Source organism: Methanoculleus formosensis (genome assembly GCF_025384765.1).
Taxonomy (GTDB): domain Archaea; phylum Halobacteriota; class Methanomicrobia; order Methanomicrobiales; family Methanoculleaceae; genus Methanoculleus; species Methanoculleus formosensis.
Window position 1 is genome coordinate 117,451 of sequence record NZ_VHLL01000003.1, and the last position, 11,724, is coordinate 129,174.

General features: G+C 61.0%; 12 protein-coding genes. 10 read left to right on the forward strand and 2 right to left on the reverse strand.

The genetic code is table 11. The annotated features are described in order from the left end of the window. Positions 1-55 precede the first annotated feature (55 nt). The 8 genes from thiC (at position 56) to FKB36_RS07110 (ending at position 8,142) form a co-directional block, all read left to right on the forward strand. Positions 56-1,330, forward strand: coding sequence for a phosphomethylpyrimidine synthase ThiC (gene thiC, locus FKB36_RS07075; RefSeq protein ID WP_261597357.1), 1,275 nt, complete (start codon positions 56-58; stop codon positions 1,328-1,330). Positions 1,331-1,811: 481 nt separating this feature from the next. Then, entirely contained in the window at positions 1,812-2,228 is a 417-nt protein-coding gene (locus FKB36_RS07080) for a carboxymuconolactone decarboxylase family protein (RefSeq protein ID WP_261597358.1), read from the forward strand. A gap of 62 nt (positions 2,229-2,290) precedes the next feature. Continuing rightward, positions 2,291-2,866: a 5-formyltetrahydrofolate cyclo-ligase gene (locus FKB36_RS07085; protein WP_261597359.1), complete on the forward strand. Its 576-nt coding sequence runs from the start codon at positions 2,291-2,293 to the stop codon at positions 2,864-2,866. 64 nt (positions 2,867-2,930) lie between these two features. Continuing rightward, complete coding sequence (locus FKB36_RS07090; RefSeq protein WP_261597360.1) at positions 2,931-5,354, forward strand: CDC48 family AAA ATPase; 2,424 nt, start codon at positions 2,931-2,933, stop codon at positions 5,352-5,354. 76 nt (positions 5,355-5,430) lie between these two features. Continuing rightward, positions 5,431-5,883: an Hsp20/alpha crystallin family protein gene (locus FKB36_RS07095; RefSeq protein ID WP_261597362.1), complete on the forward strand. Its 453-nt coding sequence runs from the start codon at positions 5,431-5,433 to the stop codon at positions 5,881-5,883. Between the two features lie 425 nt (positions 5,884-6,308). Then, the gene (gene fbp, locus FKB36_RS07100; RefSeq protein WP_261597363.1) at positions 6,309-7,406 is read left to right on the forward strand and encodes a fructose-1,6-bisphosphate aldolase/phosphatase; all 1,098 of its coding nucleotides are present in this window, start codon (positions 6,309-6,311) and stop codon (positions 7,404-7,406) included. A gap of 152 nt (positions 7,407-7,558) precedes the next feature. Beyond that, entirely contained in the window at positions 7,559-7,795 is a 237-nt protein-coding gene (locus tag FKB36_RS07105) for an LSM domain-containing protein (protein ID WP_221056637.1), read from the forward strand. A gap of 5 nt (positions 7,796-7,800) precedes the next feature. Further along, positions 7,801-8,142, forward strand: a complete 342-nt coding sequence (locus FKB36_RS07110) for a helix-turn-helix transcriptional regulator (RefSeq protein WP_261597364.1) — start codon at positions 7,801-7,803, stop codon at positions 8,140-8,142. An 81-nt stretch (positions 8,143-8,223) separates the two neighbouring features. Here the strand turns inward: FKB36_RS07110 and FKB36_RS07115 are convergent, their stop codons facing one another. Then, positions 8,224-8,949, reverse strand: coding sequence for a PP2C family protein-serine/threonine phosphatase (locus FKB36_RS07115; RefSeq protein WP_261597365.1), 726 nt, complete (start codon positions 8,947-8,949; stop codon positions 8,224-8,226). A 59-nt stretch (positions 8,950-9,008) separates the two neighbouring features. Beyond that, positions 9,009-9,947 (reverse strand): radical SAM protein, encoded by a 939-nt coding sequence (locus tag FKB36_RS07120; RefSeq protein ID WP_261597366.1) that lies wholly within the window; start codon positions 9,945-9,947, stop codon positions 9,009-9,011. A gap of 274 nt (positions 9,948-10,221) precedes the next feature. Here FKB36_RS07120 and FKB36_RS07125 point away from each other — a divergent pair, with 274 nt between their 5' ends. Together FKB36_RS07125 and FKB36_RS07130 are read left to right on the forward strand one after the other, a co-directional pair. Then, positions 10,222-11,133 carry a hypothetical protein gene (locus FKB36_RS07125; RefSeq protein WP_261597367.1) on the forward strand — a complete coding sequence of 304 codons (912 nt, stop codon included), beginning with the start codon at positions 10,222-10,224 and terminating at the stop codon, positions 11,131-11,133. A 58-nt stretch (positions 11,134-11,191) separates the two neighbouring features. After that, on the forward strand, positions 11,192-11,710 hold the full coding sequence (locus FKB36_RS07130) for a type IV pilin N-terminal domain-containing protein (RefSeq protein WP_261597369.1): 519 nt from the start codon (positions 11,192-11,194) through the stop codon (positions 11,708-11,710). Positions 11,711-11,724: the final 14 nt, after the last annotated feature.

Consider the following 11,724-nt stretch of genomic DNA (forward strand, 5'->3'; position numbering starts at 1 on the left):
TAGCCCAAATCTCAAAAACGAGCCTTTATCAACTCTTTTCTGCAAATATAGGGCCATGGGTCTCATAGAAGACGCCCGGCGCGGCGTCGTCACCGAAGAGATGCGGATCGTCGCAGCAGCGGAAGGGGTTACCGAAGATTTCGTCCGGCGCGGCGTGGCCGACGGCCATATCGTCATCCCGGTCTCCCCTTACCGGAAGGTGAAGATCTGCGGTATCGGCGAAGGGCTCCGCACGAAGGTCAACGCGAGCATCGGGACGTCGACAGATATGGTCGACGTCGATATGGAGATCGAGAAGGTGCGGCAGGCAGAGCGTGCCGGTGCCGATACGCTGATGGAACTCTCTACCGGCGGCGATTTCATGGAGATCCGGCGCCGGGTCGTCGAGGCGACCACCCTCTCGGTCGGGTCGGTCCCGCTCTACCAGGCATTCATCGAGGCCGCCCGGAAGCACGGGGCAGTCGTCCACATGGAAGAGGACGACCTCTTCCGCATCACGGCGGAGCAGGCAAAGGCCGGAACCAACTTCATGGCGATCCATACCGGGATCAACTACGAGACGATGAAGCGCCTGCAGAACCAGGGGCGGCACGGCGGGCTCGTCTCCCGGGGCGGGGCGTTCATGACCGCGTGGATGCTCCACAACGAGAAGGAGAATCCGCTGTATTCTGAGTTCGACTACCTCGTCGAGATCTTGAAGGAGCACGAGGTCACCCTCTCCTTCGGCAACGGTATGCGGGCGGGCGCCGTCCACGACGCGACCGACCGTGCCCAGATCCAGGAACTGCTCATCAACGCGGAGCTCGCCGACAAGGCACACGAGCAGGGCGTGCAGGCGATCATCGAGGGGCCGGGGCATATCCCGATCGACGAGATCCAGACCAACGTCGTCCTGCAGAAGCGCGTCACGAACCGGAAGCCGTTCTACATGCTCGGGCCCCTGGTCACCGACATCGCGCCCGGCTACGACGACCGGGTTGCCGCTATCGGCGCCGCGCTCTCCTCCTCTTACGGCGCCGACTTCATCTGCTACGTGACGCCGGCGGAGCACCTGGCACTCCCCACCCCCGAGGAGGTCTACGAGGGCGTCATGAGCTCGAGGATCGCCGCCCACGTCGGGGATATGATCAAGCTCAAGAAGCGCGACGCCGACCTCGAGATGGGCCACGCCCGCCGCGACCTCGACTGGGAGCGGCAGTTTGCGGTCGCGATGAACCCCGAGCGCGCCCGGGCGATCCGGGCCGAGCGGATGCCGGCCGATACCGACGGCTGCACGATGTGCGGGGACTACTGCGCGTTGAAGATCGTCGGCCGGCATTTTAATTTCTGAGTGGGATGGGGAGGGGGCTCCCTCCGGGATCTCGTTTTTAGGTTTTTTCGGGTAGCGGAGGGTGTTCGTTCTTCCGGGTGGTAGACTGCATGAGCTGCAGAGCCAGTCTTATCGTGCTTCCTTGCTCTTTGCACATATCTGAACGGCCACCATGGGCAAGTCCCAGTACAGTGGACCGTGGGGATATCGCCACTGGGGGAGGGGCTGACGGGGAGGGGGGTGCAGCCCCCCTCCCCTGTCTCCACTCTACAGATTTGCCTTGTAACCCCCACCCCACCCGGCCTCCGGCCTCCTCCCCCGCCTCTGGGGGGCGGGGGCAGTGCGTGGCGATATCCCCACGAAAACCGCGGATGGGGCTGTGCGACGAGCCAGGAGGGAGATTACGAGGATCGTGGGTTTTTTTGCCCCCACCGACGCCGCCCGAACCAAAAACCGCACCATTATCGCCTCCCTCACCCACATCCCCATACAAGGACAGCCCATGAAGCCTGAAAACGAACAGATAGTCAAAAGTTTTCTCGCCCACGCCGACGACCTCAGCGATGATATCACGGACGACGTAGAAGAGATGCTCGGCGTCGTGCCGTTCATCTTCTCTATCCTCCGCGACCGGCCCGAATCCTTCGCGCTCTCCACTCTCGCCGACTACCGGTTCTCCCGGCCCGCCTCGCTTGATGCAAAGACCGCGGAACTCATCGCCGTTGCAGCCGCTGCAAGTGCCGGGGCGGACAGTTGCCTGAAGGTGCATATCGGGGCCGCGCTGAAAGAGGGCGCATCCCGCGACGAGGTCCTCGACGTCCTCCTCATCGCCGCGATGATTGGAAAGACCCGCGTCCTTGCATCCTCTCTCCGCCAGTTCCGGGAGGTCTGCGGCAAGGAGCAGGGGACCGGGAGGTAAGCGGCCCGCCCTCATGTCGGACGCGCATGCTTTATGGTGTGATTCACCAAAAACTCCCTGTAATGAGCCAGACAAAGGCAGCCCTCCGCCTGCGGGCAAAAGAGGCCCGTTTCCTCCTCTCGCCCTCACAGCTCGCCGAATACAGCAGCAGCATAACTGAGCGGCTCCTCGATCTCCTCGACGGCTTTGAGACCGTCATGGTCTATGCCGCAAAAGCCCCGGAGGTCGAGACCTCCAACCTTATCGCGGCCCTGAACCGCCGGGGCGTGCGGGTCGTCGTTCCCATCATCGAGCGGGAGACCTGCGGCCTTCGCCTCTCCTACCTCCCCGACCCCGGAGTCCTCGTCCCGAGCACGTTTGGCGTTCCTGAGCCGATCGGCCGCGAACTTCCGGCCCGGCCGGAGGATGTGGAAGTCGTCGTCCTGCCGATGCTCGCCTTCGACGCCGAAGGGAACCGGCTCGGCTACGGTGCGGGATACTACGACCGCTTCCTCTGCCGGTATCCCCACCCGAAGAAGATCGGCATCGCATACTCTTGCCAGCAGGCAGAGTGCATTCCCGCCGAGGAAAACGATGTGAAGATGGATTGCATCGTTACGGAAAAAGGGATCAACCGCCACAACGGAAGTGGGCCCTAGGGAAAATTATATATATTAAATCACACTTACTTATGGTAAACCCAAACGGGAGGAGATTGTTCACATGGCTAATACCGAATCCATTGAGGTGATCATCAAAGAGGCGGCGCACGAAGACGCCGGCCGGGGAATTGCCAGGCTGAGCATCGACACCATGAAGGCGCTCGGTCTCGTCAGCGGCGACGTCATCGAGGTCGAGGGGCGCCACAAGGCGGCGACACTCATATGGCCGGGATTTCCTCAGGACACCGGCAGGGCGATCCTGCGCATCGACGGCAATACCCGGAGCAACGTCGGGTCCGGTATCGACGACAAAGTCCGGATCAGAAAGACCGAGGCGGGCTACGCGAAGAAGGTGACCATCCAGCCGACCCAGCCCATCCGCCTGGTAGGCGGCGAGCAGTACCTGGGGAGGATCCTCCGTGGCAGGCCCGTCACCGAGGGGCAGTTCATCCGGGTCAACATCCTCGGCAACCCGCTCACGTTCGCGATCGCGAAAGTGGCACCGAAGGGCATCGCCATCGTCACCGACAGCACCGAGATCGAGCTGAAGGAGACTCCTTACGAGCCCAAAGAAGGGAAGCGCGAGACGGCAGGCGATGTCCACTACGAGGATATCGGCGGCCTCGACCGCGAGCTGCAGCTCGTCCGGGAGATGATCGAACTCCCGCTCCGGCACCCCGAACTCTTCGAGCGCCTCGGTGTCGAGCCCCCGAAGGGCGTCCTGCTCTACGGCCCGCCCGGAACGGGGAAGACGCTGATCGCAAAAGCGGTTGCAAACGAGGTGGACGCCCACTTCATCACGCTCTCGGGCCCCGAGATCATGAGCAAGTACTACGGCGAGTCCGAGGAGCGCCTGCGGGAGGTCTTTGAGGAGGCGCAGGAAAACGCGCCCTCGATCATCTTCATCGACGAGATCGACTCGATCGCGCCCAAGCGCGAAGAGGTGAAGGGTGAGGTCGAGCGCCGGATCGTCGCCCAGTTGCTCGCCCTGATGGACGGGTTGAAGACCCGGGGCCAGGTCGTGGTGATCGCCGCGACGAACCTTCCGGACATGATCGACCCCGCCCTCCGGCGCGGCGGCCGGTTTGACCGTGAGATCGAGATCGGCATCCCCGACACCAAGGGAAGGCAGCAGGTCTTCCAGATCCACACGCGCGGCATGCCGCTTGCCGAGGACGTGAGACTCGACGAGTATGCCCGCTCCACCCACGGCTTCGTCGGCGCCGATATCGCGCTGCTCGCAAAAGAGGCGGCGATGCACGCAATCCGCCGGATCATCCCGCAGATCAATATCGAAGAGGAGATCCCCGCCGAGATCATCGATCAGCTCCGCGTCACGAACGAAGACTTCATCGAAGCGCATAAGCACGTTGAGCCGAGCGCGATGCGAGAGGTGCTCGTAGAGATCCCGGATGTCAAATGGGAGGACGTCGGCGGTCTCGAAGACGTAAAGGGAGAACTTGCGGAGGCCGTTGAGTGGCCGCTCAAATATCCGGAGATATTCGAGTCGCTCGACACCGAACCCCCCCGCGGCATCTTGCTCTTCGGCCCCCCGGGAACAGGTAAGACGCTCCTTGCAAAGGCGGTCGCAAACGAGAGTGAAAGCAATTTCATCTCCGTAAAAGGCCCCGAACTCCTCTCAAAGTGGGTTGGAGAATCGGAACGCGGCGTTCGACAGGTATTCAGGAAAGCGAGGCAAGCAGCACCGTCGATTATCTTTTTCGACGAGATTGATGCACTTATGCCCAAACGTGGATCATATATAGGATCATCGCACGTAACTGAAAGTGTGGTTAGCCAGATCCTGACAGAGCTCGACGGCCTCGAAGAACTCAACAATGTCGTGGTTCTCGGCGCTACCAACCGCCCGGACATGTTGGACGATGCGCTGCTTCGCCCCGGCAGGTTCGACCGGATCATCTACGTTCCGCCGCCCGACCGGGAAGGCAGGAAGAAGATCTTCGAGGTGTATCTCAAGAACCAGGAGATCCTTGCAAACGACGTGGATATCGAGGACCTGGTCAACAGGACCGAGGGCTACGTCGGTGCCGACATCGAGGCGCTGGTCCGCGAGGCAAAGACTTCCGCCATGCGCGAGTTCATCGCCGCAATGGGAGGGAAGAGCGAGGAGGAACGGCGTCAGGCGATCGGCAACGTGAGGGTCACGAAGAAGCACTTCGAGGACGCCCTCACCCGCGTGAGAGGCACGCTGGATCTCGACCGGATGGAGGAGAACGAACGCCACTCCTGGCAGATCCTCTACAACCAGGAGCAGCGGTCGGCACTCGAAGACGCCATCTCGACGATCAACCGTGCCAGGATGCGGGAGACCGGGAAGATCGAGCAGGAAGCCAAGGATCTCACGCAGACCCTCAAAGACGCGGTCTACCAGAGAAAGAAGGACTTCGGCGAGATCAAGCGCCTTACCAAGGAGCTGAAGACCAAACTGGAACGCCCGTTGCCGCAGGCGGCTACGGCGTTCTGACGGGAGCGCCCCCTGCCCGTGAGGCGCTCCCTCCGGGGGATCCGACCCCCACCAACTGGAATGGAATGTGATGCACATGAGTGACAGTCCAGCAGACATCTTCGAGCAACTCAATGAACTGATGAAACGTCTCATGGAGCAGGGGCTCAAAGAGCAGGGAGAACAGAACAGACCGTTTGCCTACGGATTCAAGATCGTCCTACACGAGGCCGGAAAGCCTGAGATCCCGGCAACGGAAGCAACCCCCGTGGCAGAGCAGGAAGAACCCTCGTCCGAGGGGGCCATCGAGCCGATTGCAGAGATGTACACGACCGATGAAGACGTGATGGTGGCGATCGATCTCCCGGGCGCCGAGAAGGAGAACATTCACCTGTCACTCAACAACGGGACGCTGACGATCATTGCAGGCGGCAACCAGCTGACTTCGGTGGAGATGCCGGCCGTAGATGCCGACTCAATGCAGTCGAGTTACAAGCACGGCGTCCTGGAAGTCAAATTCTCCCGGGGCAAGTCGATCAGGATCGACTGAGGCACCGGGGTGCCTGCCGGTCCGGCATCCCGGCAGCACCGCAATATTTTCGCCGGGAGCGGCATTCACACGTGTTGGAACCGCCATTATCATGCGTGGCCCACCTCAGAGCGTCATCTCAGAAATACCTCCCCGGGAGGACGCGCGAGCATCACCAGGGCCGCCGAGGGCGGTTCCCTGAAATGCCGCTCCAGACAGGGCTTCTATACCGGAACCTTTCATCAAAATCTGCACGACACGTAAACGGCAGCATAGGAGCGTTGCTGCCCCCATTGGGTGCATCCATCGTGGAGGGTTGCCGGGAAGGATGAACCTGCAGACGGACTGCCGCAGCCAACCCTTTTTCAAGGCATCAACACCTACATATACAGTAATACCTATCTACTAGTCGTAGGGGCATTTGCCCGCCAGGTAGTGGTGATTAAATGGTCAAAACCACCGTGTCCGTGATCAAAGCAGATGTAGGCAGTCTTCCGGGGCACTCCCGTACCCACCCGAAGCTCCTTGAAACAGCCGCCCGGATGCTCAAGGAGGCAGAAGGCAGCATCATCATCGACTCACACGTCACCCATTGCGGCGACGACCTCGAGTTGATCATGACGCACACCAGGGGCGAGGATAACGAAGAGATCCACAAACTTGCGTGGAACGTCTTCACGGAATGTGCCCGGATCGCCAAGGAGATGAAACTCTACGGCGCCGGTCAGGACCTGCTCGCAGATGCGTTCAGCGGCAACGTCAAGGGCATGGGGCCCGGGGTTGCCGAGATGGAGTTTGAAGAGCGCGGCTCAGACCCGGTTCTTGTCTTCATGGCCGACAAGACCGAACCTGGAGCGTGGAACTACTTCCTCTACCGGATCTTTGCCGATCCCTTCAGCACGTCCGGCCTCGTCATCGACCCCTCGATGCATGACGGGTTCACCTTCGAGGTCCATGACGTCATCGAGAAGCGCAAGATCCTCTTCAACACACCCGAAGAGTCGTACAGCCTTCTCGCTTACATCGGAGCGCCGAGCCGCTACGTGATCAAGTATGTCTGGAAGAGGAACGGCGAAATTGCTGCATCCACCAGCACCCAGCGCCTGAACCTGATGGCCGGCCGCTATGTCGGGAAGGACGACCCGGTCATGGTCATCAGGGCACAGAGCGGGTTCCCCTCGGTCGGTGAGGTCATCGACCCCTTCAGGACACCGATCCTCGTGGCCGGCTGGATGCGCGGCTCGCACCACGGGCCGTTCATGCCGGTGGGCGTCTGCGATGCAAACTGCACCGCGTTTGACGGACCGCCGCGAGTCATCTGCCTCGGGTTCCAGATCTGCAACGGGAAGTTGATCGGGCCCGCGGATATGTTCGACGACCCGGCGTTCGACCGCGTCCGCGACCGGTGCTGCGAGCTCACCGACGTGCTCAGGGCCCACGGGCCGTTTGAACCGCACCGCCTCTCGCTTGAGGAGATGGAGTACACCACCCTCCCCGGCGTCGAGAAGCAGTTCAAAGACCGCTGGGAAGACATCCCCGAGTAACCTTTTTTTCCGACGCTGTTTTATCGGCTCCCGTAACGCTTCCGCCTTCGTGACATACCCCCCCGCACCCGACAGGCTTCCCCGGAGTCAAACGGCCGTCGGTGGTCGGTCAACGAAAACCTTAATGCATGAACATAACCATATAAGAACAGATGGTTAACGGTATCGTACTCCCTGTTAAGAAGGTTTTTTCGCTCGTAGACTCTAAAATCACCGTCGAGATCAAGGACGACGGCAGGAAACTCCAGGGACGGCTCGTTGCAGTGGATGAACACCTGAACCTGCATATGGACGAGACCACGGAGTATACCGGAGAACAGCGGGGCCGCGCCCTCGGGACCGTCGTCATCCGCGGCAATAATATCCTGACCATTGCACCCCTGCTCTGATAGCCATGTCCGACCAGGAGGAAGAAGCACTCAAGGTAATCCAGTCCCATCGTCAGGGAGTCCTCCAGAGCGAGCTCTGGAAACTTCTTGATATCGACAGCAGGAAGTGCTCGAGGATCGTGAAGAGGCTGCTTGATGCCGGGCTGATCGAGCGCATCGAGTTTCGCAGCGACGGCATCAAGACTTACCTGCTGCGCGCGAAGAAGCGCGCGATCGACCCCTGCGTCATCCTTGCGGGAGGAGAGGTTCTCCCCTGCATCGGCTGCGATCAGGAGTGCACCCCGGAAGAGTGCGCGCTCCTCCTCGACTGGATGTACCAGCTTGCTCTTGAAGAGTATCAGGAGTAAGGCATCTTTTTTTACCGTTTTTCGCGAGCTGCCGCACCCGATTGGCTGCTCAAACCCGGGCCCATCGTCCTCTGCACGCCGTCATGCTCTGGCGACGATCACCGTGGCATTATCGGTGCTTGCCGCGTCCCTGGCGGAATCGATCAATCTCCGGCATGCAGCATCAGGGTCGCGATCGAGCACGATCCCCCTGATGACGCTCTCCGGGACGTGGTCGTGCAGCCCGTCCGAACTGAGCAGGAGAACCCCACCGGCGAGTTCCACGATATCGAGGTCGACCTGCACCCGGGCCGAGAGGCCGAGCGCCTGGGTCAGGACGTTCTTTCGCGGGTGGAGCATCGCCTCTGCCGGGGAGATGACTCCCGATTCGACCAGGCCCTGGACATAGGTCTGGTCGCGCGTATGCCAGGAGGAGGTCGGCGTGAAGATGTACGTCCTGCTGTCGCCCACCGTGCCGACCCAGCACCTGCCCGACTCGTCGACGACTGCCGCCGAGAGCGTTGTTCCTGCGTTCAGGGCGTTATCTTTATTGTACTCAAAAATAACTGCGTTGATCTGCTCGAACGCGCGTATGAGCATCTCGCCAGGGTCGTTCCCGGGAAGGTCTCTCCCTGCAGTCTCGGCGAGGATCTCGACCGCCATCCTGCTCGCAACCTCTCCGGAGGCATGCCCCCCGAGACCATCCGCGACGGCGAAGAGGTGATGCCCGCTCATCCGGCCGGCAAAATACGCATCCTCATTCTGCTTGCGCTTCCCTACATCGCTCATCACGGCGTACCGGAGCCCCGCCTCTCTTCTCACCTGCACTCCAGAGACAACTCTCTCTTTGAGTGGATAACCTTTCGGCGGCATCTTCCCTTCGCCTCTCATGGGAAGCCCCGCCGAAGGCCGTTCTCCTTTGCGCAACGGACGGCGTAACGGTACTCCCGCGCCGTTACCGGACGTTGCAGTGCCGCAAGAACCGGGTTTCTCCCTCCTTCGGACGCCTTCCAGGCCGGGTGGTACTGGGCCATGACGTTCACGTAGGAGTCGCGCGATATCTCCTCTGCGATGAACTTCATCACCACCTCGCTGTTTGCAAGGTTCCCGGGGAGCACCAGGTGCCTGATGATCATGCCCCGCACCGCGATGCCGTCCCTGATCTCGAGGTCGCCGACCTGCCGGTGCATCTCCTGTAGTGCGGCCTGCATGCGGCCGGTGTAGCCGGGGGCGTGGGAGAGTTCCAGCGCCACGTCATCCCGCCCGTACTTCGCGTCCGGCATGTAGATGTCGATGACGCCGTCGAGGAGACGCAGGGTCTCCACGGAGTCGTAGCCGCCGCTGTTGTAGACCAGCGGGACGTTGAGGCCCCGGGGAACGGCGATGGCCACCGCGCGGAGGATCTGGGGGACGACGTGCGAGGGGGAGACGAAGTTGATGTTGTGGCACCCGCGTTCCTGCAGGCGGAGCATGACCCCGGCAAGGTCTTCGCACGAGACCGCGTAACCGGCCGCGCACTGGCTGATCTCGTAGTTCTGGCAGAAGATACACCGCATGTTGCAGCCCGCAAAGAAGACCGTTCCCGAACCGTTCTTTCCGACGAGCGGGGCCTCTTCGCCAAAATGCGGGCTGTAACTGGACACCCGGGGCAGCAGGCCGGTCCGGCAGAACCCTTCCTCGTCCTCGATACGGTTCACGCGGCACTCCTGGGGGCAGACGACGCAGTCGCGGAGCACCTCGTGCGCTCGCCGTGCCCGCTCCTCCAACTCGCCGCTCCGGGAGAGGCGCACGTATCCGGGTAGTTGTCTTCGTTCTGCTTCGGCCATGATCATCCCTGGGTGCAGAGAGGAAGAAAGTTTGCCCTCCCGGTGCCCACCCCACGAGGCTACAGGCAGCCCGTAGCGGCACCAATCGGTCTGGAGGAGACAACCAGGGTCACTCTCTTCGAGATCCGGTCCTCTCACGGGGTTCTGCGTTCTTCCCCTCGCATGGCCAAAATCTCTTACTGCCAATTTCACCGTTCGTTATCCCTCGACCCCACCCCACGGCGTCGAATAATTTTGAAAATGTTTATCCCTCAGGTAACGGATCTATCATCGTATGACCGGCGACCCATACCGTCCACGCAAATTTCCTATCAAGACCGTGATCGTCGTTCTTGTCGTCATCGGCATAGCCGCCATCTGGGGCGGGCAGATCGCCTCGTCGGTAGGAACCGCGGTCACCGGGACACTTGAAGCGTCAGGCCTCAACTCACCTGAGATCTCCAAAGAGACCCTGGAGAAAGGGCCAAAGACCATCAATTATCCGTATGTTCTCCGCGGCAAACCAGGTTCAATCCGGTTTGATGCCTATCGTGGCGTCAACGACTATCTCTCCACGAAGTATCCAGCCGCGCACCGTGACGATCGTGACTACTGGCTCCAGTTCACCGATGAGAGCATCCAGGACCGCTACTTACAGCAACTGGCCGCGAACATCCGCGCTGCCGAACCTGAGCCCGACAACCAGGTGCGCGCCGCGATCAGCCTGGTCCAGACCATCCCTTACAAGGATTACTCGTTCAATACAGCGGCCAAATATCCCTACCACGTCCTCTACCACCAGGACGGAGACTGCGACGAGAAGTCGCTCCTGCTCGCCTATCTCTTCCGTGAACTGGGATACGGCACCGCGGTCTTCCTCTTCGAGAAGGAGACCCACATGGCCGTGGGCATCAAGGCTCCCGACCGGTACTGCTACCGGGACACCGGGTACGCGTTCATCGAGACCACGGTGCCGTCCATTCCGACCGACAGCGGAGAGGAGTACGGGGATGACGGAATAAAGATGACGTCGAACCCGAAGGTCTTCGTCATAGCGGAAGGAGACTCCTTTGAGGGCATCTGGCGCGAGCATGCCGATGCCGTCGAGTGGAACAAGATACGCGACATGGGCCCAAAACTGGACTCATACAACTACGGGCGCTATCGGAACCTGGCGCAGTCGTACGGGATAGACTACGGTGGCTAAAACCCGATCGTCCGGTGCGGCACGGAGGGGGGGGCATCCTTCCGGCCAACCGGTAACCATGGTGAGACGGACGGTCAGGGGCGAGACCGCTCTTTCGGATACGCATGGCGTATTCCTGATGGTCGCAATCACCGTCATCCTCGCCGTAATTGTTCTGCTGATGCTGCTCTCGATGCTCCCCACCGGCTCCTGGGTCGAACCGGAGCCGGCGATCATCATCACCGAGATCTCCCACGTCAACGCAGGCGCCGGGGCGATGACGTATGCGAGCAGGATCACCCTCAAGAACAACAGCAGCACGACATTCGAGAACGATCACCTGAAGGCGGTCATCTACGTGAACGGCTACAAGTCCTGCATCATCCAGACCTTAAATGGCCATCTCCTCATCCCGTCGCACCACTACGGGGTGAAGACCCTCGGCGGCGAGGGGTGCCGCGACCGCTTCTGGAACCCGGGCGAGGAGATGACGGCGGATCTCACCGACGGGACGTTCTACCCGGGCGCAGAGGTCACTCTGAAGATACTGGATAAAGATAGCGAGAGGGTGATCTCGCAGCATACGGTGAGGGCATGAGAGAGACTCCCGTC

What these genes read in the sequence shown, in the direction of transcription:
- FKB36_RS07130 (WP_261597369.1), top strand. Translation starts at nt 11,192, where the DNA reads ATGGTGAGACGGACGGTCAGGGGCGAGACCGCTCTTTCGGATACGCAT.
- FKB36_RS07080 (WP_261597358.1), top strand. Translation starts at nt 1,812, where the DNA reads ATGAAGCCTGAAAACGAACAGATAGTCAAAAGTTTTCTCGCCCACGCC.
- FKB36_RS07125 (WP_261597367.1), top strand. Translation starts at nt 10,222, where the DNA reads ATGACCGGCGACCCATACCGTCCACGCAAATTTCCTATCAAGACCGTG.
- fbp (WP_261597363.1), top strand. Translation starts at nt 6,309, where the DNA reads ATGGTCAAAACCACCGTGTCCGTGATCAAAGCAGATGTAGGCAGTCTT.
- FKB36_RS07120 (WP_261597366.1), bottom strand. Translation starts at nt 9,947, where the DNA reads ATGGCCGAAGCAGAACGAAGACAACTACCCGGATACGTGCGCCTCTCC.
- FKB36_RS07085 (WP_261597359.1), top strand. Translation starts at nt 2,291, where the DNA reads ATGAGCCAGACAAAGGCAGCCCTCCGCCTGCGGGCAAAAGAGGCCCGT.
- FKB36_RS07090 (WP_261597360.1), top strand. Translation starts at nt 2,931, where the DNA reads ATGGCTAATACCGAATCCATTGAGGTGATCATCAAAGAGGCGGCGCAC.
- FKB36_RS07095 (WP_261597362.1), top strand. Translation starts at nt 5,431, where the DNA reads ATGAGTGACAGTCCAGCAGACATCTTCGAGCAACTCAATGAACTGATG.
- FKB36_RS07105 (WP_221056637.1), top strand. Translation starts at nt 7,559, where the DNA reads ATGGTTAACGGTATCGTACTCCCTGTTAAGAAGGTTTTTTCGCTCGTA.
- thiC (WP_261597357.1), top strand. Translation starts at nt 56, where the DNA reads ATGGGTCTCATAGAAGACGCCCGGCGCGGCGTCGTCACCGAAGAGATG.
- FKB36_RS07110 (WP_261597364.1), top strand. Translation starts at nt 7,801, where the DNA reads ATGTCCGACCAGGAGGAAGAAGCACTCAAGGTAATCCAGTCCCATCGT.